Source organism: Microbacterium sp. LMX7-1.2 (assembly GCF_040675935.1).
Lineage (GTDB): Bacteria > Actinomycetota > Actinomycetes > Actinomycetales > Microbacteriaceae > Microbacterium.
Genome location: NZ_JBEGIL010000001.1, coordinates 2,439,570 through 2,455,541, shown reverse-complemented (window position 1 = coordinate 2,455,541; position 15,972 = coordinate 2,439,570). Strand labels below are relative to the sequence as shown.

The 15,972-nt window shown below is 71.5% G+C and carries 13 protein-coding genes; 7 read left to right on the top strand and 6 right to left on the bottom strand.

The genetic code is table 11. The features are described from left to right. Window positions 1-203 precede the first annotated feature (203 nt). Both MRBLMX7_RS12000 and coaBC read right to left on the bottom strand, forming a co-directional pair. Complete coding sequence (locus MRBLMX7_RS12000) at window positions 204-2,423, bottom strand: ATP-dependent Clp protease ATP-binding subunit (RefSeq protein ID WP_363368797.1); 2,220 nt, start codon at window positions 2,421-2,423, stop codon at window positions 204-206. A 71-nt stretch (window positions 2,424-2,494) separates the two neighbouring features. Next, window positions 2,495-3,709: a bifunctional phosphopantothenoylcysteine decarboxylase/phosphopantothenate--cysteine ligase CoaBC gene (coaBC, locus tag MRBLMX7_RS11995; protein WP_363368795.1), complete on the bottom strand. Its 1,215-nt coding sequence runs from the start codon at window positions 3,707-3,709 to the stop codon at window positions 2,495-2,497. Window positions 3,710-3,924: 215 nt separating this feature from the next. Between coaBC and MRBLMX7_RS11990 the strand changes: the two genes are divergently transcribed. Genes MRBLMX7_RS11990 through MRBLMX7_RS11975 form a run of 4 tightly spaced genes read left to right on the top strand, consistent with a single transcriptional unit; the run spans window position 3,925 to window position 9,600 of the window. Continuing rightward, window positions 3,925-5,256, top strand: a complete 1,332-nt coding sequence (locus MRBLMX7_RS11990; RefSeq protein WP_363368793.1) for an XdhC family protein — start codon at window positions 3,925-3,927, stop codon at window positions 5,254-5,256. Beyond that, complete coding sequence (locus MRBLMX7_RS11985) at window positions 5,247-6,203, top strand: FAD binding domain-containing protein (protein ID WP_363368791.1); 957 nt, start codon at window positions 5,247-5,249, stop codon at window positions 6,201-6,203. Before MRBLMX7_RS11990 ends, MRBLMX7_RS11985 begins: the two co-directional genes overlap by 10 nt. Beyond that, on the top strand, window positions 6,200-8,995 hold the full coding sequence (locus MRBLMX7_RS11980) for a molybdopterin-dependent oxidoreductase (protein WP_363368789.1): 2,796 nt from the start codon (window positions 6,200-6,202) through the stop codon (window positions 8,993-8,995). Before MRBLMX7_RS11985 ends, MRBLMX7_RS11980 begins: the two co-directional genes overlap by 4 nt. Further along, window positions 8,992-9,600, top strand: a complete 609-nt coding sequence (locus tag MRBLMX7_RS11975) for a nucleotidyltransferase family protein (RefSeq protein WP_363368788.1) — start codon at window positions 8,992-8,994, stop codon at window positions 9,598-9,600. Before MRBLMX7_RS11980 ends, MRBLMX7_RS11975 begins: the two co-directional genes overlap by 4 nt. Before the next feature lie 79 nt (window positions 9,601-9,679). On the opposite strand, the gene MRBLMX7_RS11970 is transcribed toward MRBLMX7_RS11975, so the two are convergent. Further along, window positions 9,680-11,191 carry an NCS2 family permease gene (locus MRBLMX7_RS11970; RefSeq protein WP_363368786.1) on the bottom strand — a complete coding sequence of 504 codons (1,512 nt, stop codon included), beginning with the start codon at window positions 11,189-11,191 and terminating at the stop codon, window positions 9,680-9,682. Between the two features lie 147 nt (window positions 11,192-11,338). Beyond that, entirely contained in the window at window positions 11,339-11,851 is a 513-nt protein-coding gene (locus MRBLMX7_RS11965) for a nucleoside deaminase (RefSeq protein ID WP_235556721.1), read from the bottom strand. Window positions 11,852-12,082: 231 nt separating this feature from the next. On the opposite strand from MRBLMX7_RS11965, the gene MRBLMX7_RS11960 reads away from it, so the two are divergent. Further along, the gene (locus tag MRBLMX7_RS11960; RefSeq protein ID WP_363368784.1) at window positions 12,083-12,781 is read left to right on the top strand and encodes an NRDE family protein; all 699 of its coding nucleotides are present in this window, start codon (window positions 12,083-12,085) and stop codon (window positions 12,779-12,781) included. A 16-nt stretch (window positions 12,782-12,797) separates the two neighbouring features. Here the strand turns inward: MRBLMX7_RS11960 and MRBLMX7_RS11955 are convergent, their stop codons facing one another. Next, window positions 12,798-13,790 carry a GlxA family transcriptional regulator gene (locus tag MRBLMX7_RS11955; protein WP_363368782.1) on the bottom strand — a complete coding sequence of 331 codons (993 nt, stop codon included), beginning with the start codon at window positions 13,788-13,790 and terminating at the stop codon, window positions 12,798-12,800. 87 nt (window positions 13,791-13,877) lie between these two features. On the opposite strand from MRBLMX7_RS11955, the gene MRBLMX7_RS11950 reads away from it, so the two are divergent. Together MRBLMX7_RS11950 and MRBLMX7_RS11945 are read left to right on the top strand one after the other, a co-directional pair. Beyond that, window positions 13,878-14,039 carry a hypothetical protein gene (locus MRBLMX7_RS11950; protein WP_363368780.1) on the top strand — a complete coding sequence of 54 codons (162 nt, stop codon included), beginning with the start codon at window positions 13,878-13,880 and terminating at the stop codon, window positions 14,037-14,039. 74 nt (window positions 14,040-14,113) lie between these two features. After that, window positions 14,114-14,707 (top strand): hypothetical protein, encoded by a 594-nt coding sequence (locus MRBLMX7_RS11945; RefSeq protein WP_363368778.1) that lies wholly within the window; start codon window positions 14,114-14,116, stop codon window positions 14,705-14,707. 45 nt (window positions 14,708-14,752) lie between these two features. Here MRBLMX7_RS11945 and MRBLMX7_RS11940 read toward each other — a convergent pair whose 3' ends face one another. Continuing rightward, window positions 14,753-15,967, bottom strand: a complete 1,215-nt coding sequence (locus MRBLMX7_RS11940) for a glycosyltransferase (RefSeq protein ID WP_363368776.1) — start codon at window positions 15,965-15,967, stop codon at window positions 14,753-14,755. Between the last annotated feature and the right edge of the window lie 5 nt (window positions 15,968-15,972).

Sequence of the window (15,972 nt, the reverse complement as noted above, 5' to 3'; positions counted from 1 at the left end):
CGCCGGGGTGCCATCAGGTTTACCAGCATCCCGGTCAGATCGTCAAGGTAAGATTCCGAATACCGGGTGATTCTTTCCGTATCTCAGAATGCGTCGGGCACGCTGCCATCCGTCGTGAGCGTCGACGCCCCTCCTGAGCGTCGACGCCCCTCCTGATTCACGCGTATCAGGAGGGGCGTCGGCAGCCAGCAGGGGCGTCGGCGTCAGTCGTCGAGGAGCTCGGCCTCGACCACGTCGTCACCCTCGTCGTCAAGGCGCCCGGGCTCGGGACTCGTCGCGGTCAGCACGAGCGCCGTGCCGTCGGCCGCGACGTCGACGCGCACCGTGTCACCGTCGTGCACGCCGCCCGAGAGCAGCGCGGTCGCGAGCTTGTTCTGCACCTCGGTCTGGATGAGACGCCGCAGCGGGCGGGCGCCGAACACCGGGTCGTACCCGCGCTCGGCGAGCCACGATCGCGCATCCGGGGTGACCGCGAGCGAGAGCCGACGGTCGCGCAGCCGCTCGTGCAGCTGGTCGACGGACAGCTCGACGATCTGCGCGAGGTCGTCCTCGCTGAGCGCCTGGAACATCACGATGTCGTCGAGCCTGTTGAGGAACTCCGGGCGGAACGCCTGCCGCACGAGCGCCATGACCTGCTCGCGCTTCTCGTCGGGAGCCAGCGTCGGATCGATCAGGATCGGCGACCCGAGGTTGGAGGTGAGGATGAGGATGACGTTCGAGAAGTCGACCGTCCGCCCCTGCCCGTCCGTGAGCCGCCCGTCGTCGAGCACCTGCAGCAGCACGTCGAAGACCTCGGGATGCGCCTTCTCGACCTCGTCGAGCAGCACGACGCTGTACGGACGGCGCCGCACGGCCTCGGTCAGCTGGCCGCCCTGCTCGTAGCCGACGTACCCGGGAGGGGCGCCGACGAGCCGGGAGACCGAGTGCTTCTCGCCGTACTCCGACATGTCGATGCGCACCATGGCGCGCTCGTCGTCGAACAGGAAGTCGGCGAGCGCTTTCGCGAGCTCGGTCTTGCCGACACCGGTCGGGCCGAGGAACAGGAACGATCCGGTCGGGCGGCCGGGGTCGCTGATGCCCGCGCGGGAGCGGCGCACCGCGTCGGACACGGCCTTCACGGCATCCTTCTGCCCGATCAGACGTCGCCCGAGCTCGGACTCGAGGTGCAGCAGGCGCTCGCTCTCACCCTGCAGCAGACGTCCGACGGGGATGCCGGTCCACGCCGCGATCACCGCGGCGATGTCCTCGTCGGTCACCTGCTCGTTGACCATGCGCGGCTCGTCGGATGCTGCGGCCTCGGCCCGCTCGGCCTCGGCGATGTCGCGCTCAAGTCGCTTGATGGTCTCGTACTCGAGCTTCGAGGCGCGCGTGTAGTCGGCCTCGCGCATCGCGAGGTCGCGCTGCGTGACGGCGTCGTCGAGCTGCTTCTTGAGCTCGCCCACGCGGTTGAGGCCCTGCCGCTCGCGCGCCCACCGCGCTTCGAGCTCGGCGAGCTGCGCCTCGAGGCCGACGAGCTGCTCGCGCAGCGCGCCGAGACGCTCCTTCGAGGCGGCGTCCTTCTCACGCTTGAGCGCGAGCTCCTCGAGCTTCATGCGGTCGACCTGGCGCTTGAGCTGGTCGATCTCGACGGGCGAGGAGTCGATCTCCATCTTGAGACGCGACATCGACTCGTCGATCAGGTCGATCGCCTTGTCGGGCAGCTGCCGCGCCGGCAGGTAGCGGTTGGAGAGCGCGGCCGCGGCGACGAGCGCACTGTCGGAGATCGTGACCCCGTGGTGCGCCTCGTAGCGGCCCTTGAGCCCGCGGAGGATCGCGATCGTGTCCTCGACGGTCGGCTCGCCCACGGACACCTGCTGGAAGCGACGCTCGAGCGCGGCATCCTTCTCGATGAACTCGCGGTACTCGTTGAGCGTGGTGGCGCCGATCAGACGCAGCTCCCCGCGGGCGAGCATCGGCTTGAGCATGTTCGACGCCGCGACGGACCCTTCGCCGCCACCCGCGCCCATGAGCACGTGCAGCTCGTCGATGAAGGTGATGATGCGACCGTCGGACTCGGTGATCTCCTTGAGCACGCTCTTCAGGCGCTCCTCGAACTGCCCGCGGTACATGGCACCGGCGACGAGGGCGGAGATGTCGAGCGACACGAGCTCCTTATCCTTGAGGGACTCGGCGACGTCGCCCGCGACGATGCGCTGTGCGAGGCCTTCGACGACGGCGGTCTTGCCGACGCCGGGCTCGCCGATCAGCACGGGGTTGTTCTTGGTGCGTCGGGTGAGCACCTGGCTCACGCGACGGATTTCGCTGTCGCGGCCGATCACGGGGTCGAGCTTGCCCTGGCGGGCGCGGTCGGTGAGGTTGATCCCGAACTGCTCGAGGGCGGACTGCTGGTCGTCGTTCTGCGCGGTGCTCTGTGGGCCTGGCATCTGTTCCTCCTGAGGAGACTCCTTGTCGTCGATGGCCACTCGCCATAAAGTTGAGTGGAGATGACTCAAGTTTAGCGCACGGTGACGACGGCGTCCAGGATCGCCTGCGCGACCTCGCGCTTGCTGCCCGCGGCGGAGGCCACGACCGCGCCGCCCTCCCCCACGACCTCGACCGCGTTGTCCGCGGCCTCGAATCCCCGCTCGGCATCCACGAGGTTCACGGCGAGCAGGTCGACGCCCTTGCGCTCGCGTTTGCGACGCGCGCGCTCCAGGCGCTCGGCGGGGTCAGGCAGGGTCTCGGCGGCGAAGGCGACGATGATCTGCCCCGCCGGAGCCGACCCGGCACTCCGGGCGGCGGCGAGCGCGGCGACCACGTCCTCGTTCTCGACGAGGTCGATGCGCGTGAGCGGGCCGGCTTCCTTCGTGAGCTTCTGCGCGGCGACCTCGGCCGGTCGGTAGTCGGCCACGGCCGCCGCCATGACGATCACGTCGGCCTCGACGGCGAGGCGCTTCATGACGTCGGCGAGCTCCGCCGCCGTCCCGACCCGTTCCACCGCGAGGGACGGATGCCGCGCCTCGGCGAGAACGTCGGCCGAGACGTGCGCGGCGACGAGCGTCACGGCGGCACCGCGGGCGGCGGCCTCCACGGCGAGCGCGGCCCCCTGCCGACCGCTCGACCGGTTGCCGAGGAAGCGCACGGGGTCGATCGGCTCGCGCGTGCCGCCCGCCGACACCACGACCCGGAGTCCCGCGAGGTCCTGAGGGGCGAGCAGGGCGTGCGCGGCCTCGGCGATCTGCTCGGGTTCGACCATGCGCCCGGGACCGCTGTCGCCGCCGGCGAGCTCGCCGTCGGCGGGGCCCACGAGATGCACGCCCCGGGCGGTCAGCGTGGCGATGTTCGCCTGGGTCGCGGCGTTGCGCCACATCTCGGCGTGCATGGCCGGTGCGAGCAGCACGGGCGCCTCGGTCGCGAGCAGTGTCGTGCCGAGCAGGTCGTCGGCGATGCCGGCCGTGATCTTCGCGATCGTGTTCGCGGTCGCCGGGGCCACGATCACGAGGTCGGCGTTCTGCCCGAGGGCGACGTGGCGCACGCGCGCGACGTCGTCGTGCACGCTGGTCGTCACCGGGTGCCGGCTCAGCGCCTCCCACGTGGGCGAGCCGACGAAGCGCAGCGCGTCCTCGGTCGGCACGACGGTCACCTCGTGTCCGCTCTTCGTGAGCAGCCGCACCAGGTGCACTGTCTTGTATGCGGCGATTCCACCCGTGACTCCGACGACGATGTTCACGGTTCGATTCTGCCCCAGCATCCGATCGCGCGGGTCGCGGGCCTCGCACGGATCGCGTCCGGATATTCGCATCGCGGAATCCCATCTCCGCGCTATGGACATGATGGGAGGGTTGTCCTACACTCGTCCCAGGCCTAGGCGGGTTACCACTGTGAACCATCTACCGGGCATCCCGCGGCGAAGACGCCGCGGTTGCGACCCGGGAGGTTCCCCACATGCTCGACCGCATCCACGACTACGCCGAGTGCCTGGCCGATCCCGACCGCTGGGCGATCGCCACGATCGTCGAGGTCTCCGGCTCCGTGCCGCGGCCGCCCGGCACCTCCATGGCGGTGCGCGACGACGGGCGGACCATCGGCTCGATCTCGGGGGGATGCGTGGAGGGCGCGGTCGTCGACGCCGCCCTCGGCTGCCTGGAGTCCGGCTCGGTCGAGCTGCACTCCTTCGGATACGCCGATGACGACGGCGTCTCGATCGGACTCCTGTGCGGCGGCGATGTGCGCGTGCTCGTGCAACCGTTGCGCACGCTGCCCTCCGAGCTGCTCTTCGCACTCGCCGCTCCGGAGCCGGGACTGCGCCTGGTGCGCGACCTCCCCCTCGACGACAGCGCCCGCAACGGCGGAGCCCTCCGCCTCGGGAGGATCTCGCCCGGCGACGTCTCCTCCCGAGCGCGAGTCCTCTTCCCGAACGCGTCGGACGCCGCGGACGCCCCGGACGCCTCGAACGCGTCGGACGCCGCCGAGGATCCGCTCATCCGAGCCGCGCTCGAGATCGGCGGCACCCACGTCGTGGACCTCGCCGACCGCAGCCGGCCGGACTGCCCCGTCGCCCGTCGGGTGCTCGTGGAGTCGACCGCCGCGCCCGCGCGACTCCTCATCTACGGGGCCAACGACTTCGCCGTGGCGCTCGCCCAGGCCGCTGCTCTCCTCGGACGCCGGGTGACCGTGTGCGACGCACGCCCCGTGTTCGCGACGTCCGCGCGCCACCCCGGCGCGCACGAGGTGGTGCTCATGCCCCCGGCCGTGCACTTCGCGCGGGAGGCGGAGGCCGGACGCCTCGACGCTCGCACGGCCGTGGTCGTGCTCACGCACGACCCGCGGGTCGACCTCCCCGTGCTGGAGCAGGCGCTGCGCTCCGGGGTCGCATACGTCGGCGCGATGGGCTCACGCGTCACGCACGAGAAGCGGATGCAGGAGCTGCGATCGAGCGGCATCCCCGAGGCCCTGCTCGCGCGCCTGCACTCCCCCATCGGACTCGACCTCGGCGCACGCACCCCCGCCGAGGTCGCGGTGTCGATCCTCGCCGAACTCGTCCTCGTCACGAGCGGCGGCGGCGCACACGGGGCGACGGCTGCGGCACCACGGAGGCTGCGCGACACCGACGGCGCCGTGCACGACATCGGCCGCACCTGCGCCTCCGCGCCGACGATCGGGCGGGTCCCCACGACGCACCCGACCGGGACGATGCACCAGACCACGACGAACCCGACCACGACGAACCCGACCGCGACGAACCCGACCGCGACGGAGGTGCCGGCATGGATGTGACCAGTGTCGACGAGGTGTTGATGTGCGCCGACCCGCGGGAGTGGCGCTCCGGCGACTCGTGGCTCGCCGGAGGCACGGTCCTCTACTCCTACGGCACCGACGTCACCCGTGGGGCCCCGCGACGCCTGCTCGACATCACGGGCGCGAGCTGGCAGCCGCTCACCTGGCACGGGGATGCCGCAGGCGAGCCCTCTCTGGAGATCGCGGCGACCTGCCGCGTCGCCGACCTGCGCGCCCTCGCCGACGAGCCCCGACCCGGCGGCGTCGACCGGGCGACCCTTCCCGGCCTCGACCTGATCCCGCCGGTGTGCGACTCCTTCGTCGCCTCGTGGAAGATCTGGCACATGTCCACGGTCGGCGGCAACGTCGCGACCGCTCTGCCCGCAGGACCCCTGATCTCCCTGCTCACCGCGTGGGACGCGACCGCGCTGATCCTGCGCCCCGACGGTCGGCGGCGTCGCGTCGCCGTCGCCGACCTCGTCGTCGGCGCCACGAAGACACGCCTCGGCTACGGGGAGCTGATCCGCAGCTTCCTCGTGCCCGGCGCCTCCCTGCGCCAGCGGCCCGCGTTCCGGCGCATCTCGCTCACCGAGCGCGGACGGTCCGCCGCTCTGCTGATCGGGCGGCGCACCTCCGAGCGGTCGCTGCGGCTGTCGGTCACGGCATCGGTCGCCCGCCCCGTCATGCTCGACCTCACCGCCGACACCGACCTCGACCGACGCCCCGGTGCCGTGCGCGCGGATGCCGGGGCGTGGCGCACCGCCGTCGATCGGGCCGCGGGACGGTGGTACGACGATGTCCATGGCGACCCCGCCTGGCGCCGCCTGATGACCCACCGCCTCGGCGACGAGATCCTCGCCGAGCTGCTGCCGGGGATCGCCACCGGGGTGGATCGGGCAGCGGGTCGCGTCACGGGCGATCTGCGCATCGAGAGGAGAGCCGCATGAGCACGGACGAGATCGGCATCGCCGCGGATGCCACAGGCGCGGCAGCGCCCGCAGGCGCGGCAGGCCCCACAGACGCGGCGGGCCCCACCGCCACCCTCGACGGCCGCACGGTCGCAGTGTCCCCCGAGCCGGGGCAGTGCCTGCGCACCTGGCTGCGCGACCAGGGGTCGTACGGCGTGAAGAAGGGGTGCGACGGCGGCGACTGCGGCGCCTGCACCGTGATCGTCGACGGCGAGGCCGTGCACAGCTGCGTCTACCCCGCGCACCGCGCCTCGGGTCGCGACATCGTCACGGTGCAGGGGCTGGGAACGCCAGAGCATCCTCATCCGGTGCAGGAGAGCTTCCGTCGGGCTGCCGGCTTCCAGTGCGGCTTCTGCACCGCGGGGATGGTGTGCACGGTCGCGTCGATGCCGGAGGGAGCCGACCAGGATCTCGGCCGCACGCTCAAGGGCAACGTCTGCCGGTGCACGGGCTACCGCAGCATCGAGGACGCCGTGCACGGACGCGTCAACATCGACGACCGCGCCGGGGGCGTCGGTCATGCGACGGGGACGCCCGCAGCGATGGGCGTCGTGACGGGCACGGTCCGGTACACCATGGACGTCGACGAGACCGAGCTGCCCGGGACGCCGCTGTACGCGGCCGTCGTGCGCAGCCCGCACGCGCACGCACGCGTCGTGCACGTCGATGCGACGCGGGCGCTCGGGGCTCCCGGCGTCGTGACGGTGCTGACGCGCGACGACGCCCCGCGCACGCTCTTCTCGTCGGCGCAGCACGAGCTCGTCGAGGACGACCCCGATGACACCCGCGTGTTCGACGACGTCGTGCGCTTCGTCGGGCAGCGCGTCGCCCTGGTCGTCGCCGAGTCCCCGCGTCTGGCCGAACGCGCGGCGCGCCTCGTCGACGTCGAGTACGAGGTGCTGCCGGCCAACGTCGACCCCGAGCTGGCCGACCATCCGGACACGCCGATCCTGCACGGCGACAGCAACGTCCTCGTGGAGCTGCACTCCGAGGTCGGCGACCTCGCCGCCGCCCTCGCAGCATCCGACGTCGTCGAGGAACGCACCTTCCACACCCATCGCGTCTCGCACACCGCGCTCGAGACCCACGGCTCGATCGCCTGGCGCGACGAGGACGGCGGGTACGTCGTGCGCAGCAGCACGCAAGTGCCGTTCCTCGTGCGTCGGACGCTGGCCCGCGTGTTCGGCCTCGACAAGGAGGCGGTGCGCGTGTACGCCGCGCGGGTCGGCGGCGGTTTCGGCGGCAAGCAGGAGATGCTCACCGAGGACCTCGCGCTGCTGGCGACGCAGGCCACCGGTCGCCCGGTGCGCGTCGAGTTCTCGCGCAAAGAGGTGCTCACGGCCACGACGGTGCGGCATCCCTTCCGCGTCCGGGTGCGCATGGGCGCGACGGCGGACGGCACCATCACCGGCATCGGCGTCGACGTGCGGTCGAACACCGGCGCGTACGGCAACCACGGGCCCGGTGTGATGTTCCACGGCGTGGGCGAGTCGATCGCGGTGTACCGCGCGGCGGCGAAGAAGATCGACGCAGACGTCGTCTACACGAACACGATCCCCTCGGGCGCCTTCCGCGGCTACGGCCTCAGCCAGATGATCTTCGCGATCGAGTCGACCGTCGACGAGGTGGCGCGCCGTCTCGGCGTCGATCCGCTCGACCTGCGCCGGCAGAACCTCATCGGCGCCGAGGATCCGCTGATCGCGGCGCACGAGGAACCGGATCTGCTCATCGGCAGCTATGGTCTCGACGAGTGCGTGACGACGGTGCAGGAGACGCTGGCGAGGGACCGGGATGCCGATGCCGCCGCCGTCGGGCCCGGGTGGCGGATCGGCGAGGGTGCGGCCGTGGCCATGATCGCGACCGTCCCTCCCCGCGGCCACCACGCCCACGCCGCGATCCGACTCGACGAGGACGGCGACTTCACCCTCGACGTGGGCACGGCGGAGTTCGGCAACGGCACCTCCACCGTGCATCAGCAGATCGCGGCGACCGTGCTGCAGACGCATACGCGTCGCGTGCGGCTGCGCCAGGCCGATTCCGCTCTCGTGCCCCATGACACCGGAGCCTTCGGCTCCACGGGCACGGTCGTCGCGGGGCGCGCGACGCACGCCGCGGCGACCGCCCTCGCCGAGCGACTGCGCGCCAGAGCCGCGGAGCTGCTCGGGGCTCCGGTGGACGAGTGCCTTCTCGTGGGCGACCGCGTGGTGCACGGTGGGGCATCCGTGTCACTGCGCGACCTCGCCGCCGACGCGATCCGCACGGCGACGCCCCTGGAGACCACCGGCTACTGGGGCGGCACGCCGCGCTCGGTGGCCTTCAACGTGCAGGGTTTCCGGGTGGCGATCGACGAGGGCACCGGCGAGCTGCGCATCCTCCGGTCGATCCACGCGGCCGATGCGGGCGTGGTGGTGAATCCGGAGCAGTGCCGGGGCCAGATCGAGGGCGGCATCGCGCAGGCGCTCGGGGCCGCGCTGCACGAGATCGTGCGCGTCGACGAGCGCGGCGTGGTCGTCACCGACATCCTCCGGCAGTACCACGTGCCGACCTTTGCCGATGTGCCGCGCTCGGAGATCTCCTTCGCCCGCACGAGCGACGTGCTCGGGCCGCTGGGGGCCAAATCGATGAGCGAGTCCCCTTTCAATCCGGTCGCGCCCGCGCTCGCGGCGGCGATCCGCGACGCCACCGGCATCCGGATGACGGCCACGCCGTTCACGCGCGACCGCATCCACGCCGCGATCCTCGCGCGCGACGCGACAGCGCCCCGGCCATGACCCTCCTCTACCGTCACGCGATCGTGCTCGCCGCGGGGAGCGGCTCCCGGCTCGGACGCGGCCCGAAGGCGCTGCTGCCCTGGAACGACGAGGTGCTCGTCACCCGTGCCGCCCGGGTCGCCGCGCACGCGGGATGCAGCGTCACGGTCGCGGTCGGGCCCGAGGCGCGCACGGCGAGGCGATGGCTGCGCGCCCGCTGCGCCTCCGCGAGCACCGTCTACGTGCGCGACGCCGCCTCCGGGATGTCGGCCTCCCTCCGCGCCGCGGTGCGTCATCTCGCCTCGGCGCCCGCCCGCCCGCACGTGGTGGTCGTGCTGCTGGTCGACCAGCCGGGAGTGGGAGAGCCGGTCGTGAGCCGGCTGCTCGCCGCACACCGGCCGGGCCGGGCGACCAGGGCCGCCTGGCACGGCGTCGCCGGCACCCCCGTCGTCTTCGACACCGCCGACCTCATCGCCGCCGCAGCCCTCGCGCAGGGCGACTCCGGCGCACGATCCTGGATGTCACGGCATCCGCACCTCGTCGATCGCGTCGAGTGCGCCGACATCGGCTCCGGCGCCGACATCGACACCGCCGACGACCTCGCCGCCTGGCCCGAGCTGGGCTGAACCCCACCGGTCGCCGCTCCCCTCGCACGACCACGCCCCCTCCGGCGGACCGGAGGGGGCGTGGTCGTGGGGACCGGGGTCAGCCGGCGAGCAGCATCTCGATGGGGCCGCGCACGAAGTAGAGAGCGAAACCCGCGGCCACGATCCACATCAACCAGTGCACCTTGCGCGCACGACCGGAGAGCGCGTTGACGAGCGCCCAGGTGATGAAGCCGACGCCGATGCCGTTGGCGATCGAGTAGGTCAGCGGCATCGTCACGATCGTGAGGAAGACGGGAAGGGCGACCGCGAAGTTCGTGAACTTGATCTCCTTGATCTGCCCCATCATCATCGCGCCCACGACGACCAGTGCCGCGGAGCCGACCTCAATCGGCACCACGAGGGTCAGCGGCGTGAAGAACATCGAGAGCAGGAAGAGCACGCCGACGACGACGGCCGCGAGTCCCGTGCGCGCACCCTCGGCGATGCCGGAGGCGCTGTCGACGTAGACGGTGTTCGACGAGGTCGAGGATGCTCCGCCCGCGACGGCCCCGAGACCCTCGACCACGAAGGCCGAGCGGAGACGCGGGAACGTGCCGTCCTTGTAGGCGAGGCCGGCGTTCTTCGCGAGACCGGTCATGGTGCCCATGGCGTCGAAGAAGTTCGAGAACACGAGGGTGAAGACGAGCATGGTCGCGGCGAGCGCGCCGATGCGGCCGAAGGAGCCGACGAGATCGAACTGGCCGATCAGGCCGAAGTCGGGGATCGTCACGAGCGCCGTCGGGATCTCCGGGATCGTCATGTGCCAGCCGCCGGGCCCCTCGGCGCTCGATGGGAGCTTGAAGATCGCCTGGGCGATGATCGCGAGGATCGTGGAGGCGACGATGCCGATCAGGATGCCGCCGGGCACGCGGCGCGCGACCAGCACGCCGATGAGCACGAGGCCGATGAGGAAGACGAGGGTCGGGATCGAGGTGATCGAGCCGCCGTCGCCGAGCTGCACGGGCGGGCCGCCCGCGGTGCGGGTGACGAAGCCGGAGTCCACGAAGCCGATGAAGGCGATGAAGAGACCGATGCCGACCGTGATCGCCGCCTTCAGCTGAGCGGGCACGGCGTTGAAGATCGCGGTCCGGATGCCGGTGGCGCCGAACAGCACGATGAGGATGCCGTTGATGACGACGAGTCCCATCGCCTCGGGCCAGGTGACCTGACCGACGACCGAGACGGCGAGGAACGAGTTGATGCCCAGGCCCGCGGCGAGCGCGAACGGCAGCCGGGCGATGAGGCCGAAGAGGATCGTCATGACACCGGCGGTGAGGCCGGTGGCCGCGCCGATCTGCGCGCCGTCGAGGGCGGTGCCCGCGACATCCTCGACGCCGCCGAGGATGAGCGGGTTGAGGATCACGATGTACGCCATGGTCACGAACGTGACGATGCCGCCGCGGATCTCGCGGGCGAAGGTCGAGCCGCGACGCGTGATCTCGAAGAAGCGGTCGACGGCGTTCTTGGGCTCGGCGTCGACCGTGGTGGTCGCTCCGGTGGCCAGGGGCGGGAGTGCCGGCGTGGGGACCGCGCCGGTCTCGGGGTCGTTGAAGACATGTGAAGACATCATCGGCTCCAGTGTTCGTGGGGTGGAAGGAGTTCCCGGGTCGCCGAGGACCGGTTCGCCGGATCGGCTGGCGGCACGAGGCCGTCAGGGGTGGGTGCGCGTCGCGTCGGTGGTCGGTGCGCGTCGCGTCGGTGGTCGGTGCGCGTGGCCTCAGTACTCGGTGCGCTCGGCGGTGGCGTTCCACTCGGTGAACGGCGCGACGCGTTCGTCGGCGGAGAGGCTCGCCGAGCTGACGGGCATGATCGCCCTGTCGTCGGGGCCGCCCTCGAAGTAGCGGTAGAACACCGCGTCGTCGAATCCGGCGTCGGCCGCGTCGTGGCGGTCGGCGGCGAAGTAGACCCGGTCGATGCGGGCCCAGAGCGAGGTGGCGAGGCACATCGGGCAGGGCTCGCAGCTCGTGTAGAGCGTGGCGCCGGTGAGGTCGAAGGTGCCGAGCTCCCGGCAGGCGTTGCGGATCGCGGTCACCTCGGCGTGCGCGGACGGGTCGAGGTTGGCCGTCACCCGGTTGACGCCCTCGAAGACACGGCCGTCGGCGGAGACGACGATGGCCCCGAACGGGCCGCCCGCATTGCGGACGTTGTCGGTGGCGAGGGCGACGGCCTCGGAGAGGTACTCGGCCGGAGTGGGCTGCGAGTCGGTCGCGGGCATGCTGATGCTGGTCATGAAGGCTTCCTTGCTGTCGTCGCAGTGATACGGCTTCCGGTCGGCCCCGCCGGGGTCGGCCTCGAGATATACGTCGAACCGCTAGGTTGTGCTTTCGTGACTGCCGACCTCCATCGGTCGTCCAGCCACCACCGACTGTACCCCGGGCATGTCGGATCGTCCAGTGCATTCTGAAATTCATATTCCGACATGCGAGAATCTAGGTAAGTTGCGCCGACCTAGACTGGGACGGTGTGCACCGTGGTGATCGACGTCGAGGATGCCGGCAACGCGCGACTGCTCGCGGTGCGCGATGAGGATCCCCAGCGCGGATGGGATGCTCCCGGCGACTGGTGGCCGGATCGGTACCCCGGGATCTCCGGGATCCGCGACCGTCGGGCCGGCGGCGCGTGGCTGGCCGTGAACCCCTCCGAGCGACGGCTCGCCGTGCTGCTCAACCGCGCAGACGTGGCCGAGATCCCGGGCGGCACGCCGCAGACCCGCGGTTCACTCGTGCTCGAGTCCGTCTCGGGACGGTCCCCCGAGGGCGCTCTGCCCATGCACGGCTTCAACCTGCTCGAGGTCGGCCCCGCGGGAGCCCGCGTTCTCAGTTGGGACGGCGTCGACCTGCGCGAGACTCCCATCACACCCGGCATCCACATGATCGCGCACGACGATCTCGACGACGGCGCGACCCCGCGCATCGCCACATGGCTGCCCGAGTTCCGCACTCTCGGTCCCGCCGCAGACCTCGACGACTGGACCTCGGAGTGGACCGCGCTGCTCAGCGCGTCCGCGCGACTCGACCCGGAGGACGACCGGGCGATCATCCGCGACAACCGTCCGCACGGCTACCCGACCCAGTCGCTGCTGTACTGCACCGCGTCCGTGACGCCGAAGGGCATCGTGCTCGACTACCGGGCGCTCGCGCACGCGGGGCACTGGGACTGATCGCGGCCCCGCGAGCTCAGGCGGCGGTCGGCTCGGGCGCCGGCATCGCCTCGAGGTCGTCGGCGCATGAGAACCGGGCACGATAGGCGGTCGGCGTGGTGCCGAGCACCCGAGCGAAGTTCTGGCGCAGTACGGCCGCCGACCCGAAGCCGCACTCCTCGGCGATGCGATCGAGCGGGACGTCGCTGCGCTCCAGCATCCGCTGCGCGTGCAGCACCCGCTGGCGGGCGAGCCAGGCCGCCGGCGTCGCCCCGTACTCGGCCTTGAACCGCCGCGCGAAGGTGCGGGGCGACATCAGCGCGCGCGCTGCGAGCTGGTCGACGCCGAGGTCCTCGCGGAGGTGCGACACCGCCCAGTCCGCGACCGCGGCGAGCGAGTCGTTCGGGACCACGGGGATCGGCCGGTCGATGAACTGCGCCTGACCGCCGTCGCGCTGCGGGGGCACGACCATGCGCCGGGCGATGCGGTTGGTGAGCTCGGCGCCCAGCTCCTGACGGAGCAGGTGCAGGCACGCGTCGATGCCGGCCGCGGTGCCGGCACTCGTGATGATGCGGCCGTCCTGCACGAAAAGCACATCGGGGTCGATGTCGATCTGCGGGTACATGTCCGCCATGACGTCGGAGTACATCCAGTGCGTCGTGGCGCGGCGGCCGTCGAGCACCCCGGACGCACCGAGGATGAAGGACCCGCTGCAGATCGTCAGGACCCAGGCACCGCGCGCGACCGCGTCGCGGGCGACCTCGATCAGGAGCGGGTCGATCGCCGACCAGTACTCGCGCGGCACCGGGCAGAACACGACGAGGTCGGCCTCGTACGCGAAGGAGAGGTCGTTCTCGACGTTGAGCGAGAACCCCAGCTTGGACGGGATCGCCCCGGGATGCGGCGCGACGACGCGGAAGTCGAAGTTCGGCACGCCGTCGTTCGACCGGTCGAGACCGAAGGCCTCGCAGGCGAGCCCGAACTCGAAGGGCGCGAACCCCTCCTGGACGATGCAGGCGACGGTTTCCATGGCGGCTCTCCGGTTTGGCAGTTTTCCGATGGTCGGAGTCTAATCTGCCACTCGTGGCAGATCAAGGAGGAACGTAGCGTTTCTGCCATGATCCTTCTCTTCGCACTCCTCGCCCTCTCCGTCTGGGCGGTCGTCGCGACCGTCGTCGAACTCCGCCGGGACGGCTATCGCCGGCAGCCGACCGACTGGAGCCGCGTCGCCGACCGCGATCCGCTCACCGATGCGCAGTCCGGCCACGTCTATCGCTGACGCGCATCCTCGGCGCCTCGGCGCCTCACCGGATGTTCCCCTGCACACCGGAGTACGGGGCTACGCTCGACAGCATGAGCGAGCAGCAGCCCTCCGGCCAGCCCCAGGGAACACCTCCCGCGCCTCCGCAGCACCCCGGCCTGGGCAATCCGGCACCGCAGGCCCCGTCGTACCCGCAGCAGGGCCAGCCGCCGTACCCGCAGCAGAGCCAGCCGTACGCACAGGGCCAGCCGTACGCACAGGGCCAGCCGTCGTACCCGCAGCAGGGCCAGCCCTACCCGCAGGGCCAGCCCTACCCGCAGGCACAGCCCTACCCGCAGAATCCGTCATATCCGGGCGCCGCATCGGGTGCAGGCGGCCCGGGCAACGCCCTCGGCCGCACCGCTTTCGTGATCGCACTCATCACCCTCGGCATCGGCCTGATCGCCACGTTCTTCACCCCCCTGCTCTACTCGAGCGGAGGATACGCGGTCGCCGACGGGCTCAGCACGGTGATCGGGATCTTCGTGCTCCTCGGCAACGCGGCGGCGCTCGTGCTCGGCATCATCGCACTCCGCCGACCCGCACCGCACGTGCTGGCCGCCGTGGCGATCGGCATCGCCGGGGCGTCGATCGCGATGCGCCTGTTCGGCTGGGCGTCGACGCTGTTCTACTACATCGGGTTCTGATCCTCCATCGGGCTCTGATCCGCGACGTCGGATTGCGGCCCGGGCTCAGGTCGGTCGACCAGTGAGCACCCGCTCGTACACCTCGATCATCGCGGCGGTCCGCGACGACTGACGGAACGCCTCCGAGACCTCGCGCGACGGCACGGGAGCAATACCGGAGACGATGTCGGATGCTGCGCGCCGGAGCGTCTCGACGAGCCCCGCCTCACGCTGGGCCTCGGTACCGGCCGCACCCGGGACCGCCCACAGACCTCCGCCGAGCTCGGCCGCGATGTCGGGGTCGCTGATGATCGACGGCGTCCCGAGGGTCGCGGCCTCGAACGGGGTCATCCCCTGCGTCTCGAAGCCGATCGACGTCTGCACGAGAGCATCCGCCGCAGCGATCCGCGCGAGGGTCTGGGGGTAGCTGAGCTTGCCGACGAACCGCACGTGCGGGTGCCCCGCGACGATCCTCTCGGCGGCCGCGCGCTGCCCTCCCCCGCCGATGATCTCGAGGTCGGCATCGACGCCTGACTCGACGAACGCCCGCAGGAACGGCAGCAGTCTCTTCTCGGGGCTCATGCGCCCGAGCCACACGAACCGGGGACGCCCCGGTTCCCGCCCGGCGGACGCGGCGGCGAGCGTCTGCTCCCGGATGTCGTCGTCGATGCCGTTCCACACCACGTCGACGGGCGAGAACACGCCGTGCTCTTCGAGTCGGCGGGCGAAATGGGTCGACGGCGCGGTCACGGCATCCGCTCCCCGGGCGAGTCCGCGCAGGAACGCCCAGCCGTCCGCGCCGGGGATGCTCTCGACCGCCCCGCGCAGCGCCGCCCGCCGCCAGAGGTTGAGCACGGCGAGCACGGGTCGGTACAGCGGCGTGACCGCCGCGATCCCCACGTCGACGCGGTTGTGCATGGTGTGCACGACCGGGATGCCGTGGCGCGCCGCGTACCGGTGGCCGATGAACGCGCCCCAGAAGTCGGCCTGCACGTGCACGAGGTCCACCGGAGGCCGATGCGTCATGGCGCGGTCGAGGTGCCGGTCGGTGGCACGGCCGGGCCAGCTCATCGAGTACTCGTGGTCGAGCGTGATGGGCATCGACGGCAGGTCGACGTTCGCGGGATCGGGGACGCGCGCGGCGCGCGGCCCGTGCATCCGCGGAGCCACCACGGTGACGGTGTGGCCCGCCCGTTCGAGGAACTCCCGCTGCAGGCGCATCGAGACCTGGGCCCCGCCGAGCGAGTCCAGGTGCTGATCGCCGAAGAAGACGATGTGCATGGCGG

Bases quoted from the DNA above. Each gene is read 5' to 3' on its own strand.
- MRBLMX7_RS12000 (WP_363368797.1), bottom strand. From the start codon at position 2,423: ATGCCAGGCCCACAGAGCACCGCGCAGAACGACGACCAGCAGTCCGCC.
- MRBLMX7_RS11990 (WP_363368793.1), top strand. From the start codon at position 3,925: ATGCTCGACCGCATCCACGACTACGCCGAGTGCCTGGCCGATCCCGAC.
- MRBLMX7_RS11985 (WP_363368791.1), top strand. From the start codon at position 5,247: ATGGATGTGACCAGTGTCGACGAGGTGTTGATGTGCGCCGACCCGCGG.
- MRBLMX7_RS11980 (WP_363368789.1), top strand. From the start codon at position 6,200: ATGAGCACGGACGAGATCGGCATCGCCGCGGATGCCACAGGCGCGGCA.
- MRBLMX7_RS11975 (WP_363368788.1), top strand. From the start codon at position 8,992: ATGACCCTCCTCTACCGTCACGCGATCGTGCTCGCCGCGGGGAGCGGC.
- MRBLMX7_RS11970 (WP_363368786.1), bottom strand. From the start codon at position 11,191: ATGATGTCTTCACATGTCTTCAACGACCCCGAGACCGGCGCGGTCCCC.
- MRBLMX7_RS11965 (WP_235556721.1), bottom strand. From the start codon at position 11,851: ATGACCAGCATCAGCATGCCCGCGACCGACTCGCAGCCCACTCCGGCC.
- MRBLMX7_RS11955 (WP_363368782.1), bottom strand. From the start codon at position 13,790: ATGGAAACCGTCGCCTGCATCGTCCAGGAGGGGTTCGCGCCCTTCGAG.
- MRBLMX7_RS11950 (WP_363368780.1), top strand. From the start codon at position 13,878: ATGATCCTTCTCTTCGCACTCCTCGCCCTCTCCGTCTGGGCGGTCGTC.
- MRBLMX7_RS11945 (WP_363368778.1), top strand. From the start codon at position 14,114: ATGAGCGAGCAGCAGCCCTCCGGCCAGCCCCAGGGAACACCTCCCGCG.
- MRBLMX7_RS11940 (WP_363368776.1), bottom strand. From the start codon at position 15,967: ATGCACATCGTCTTCTTCGGCGATCAGCACCTGGACTCGCTCGGCGGG.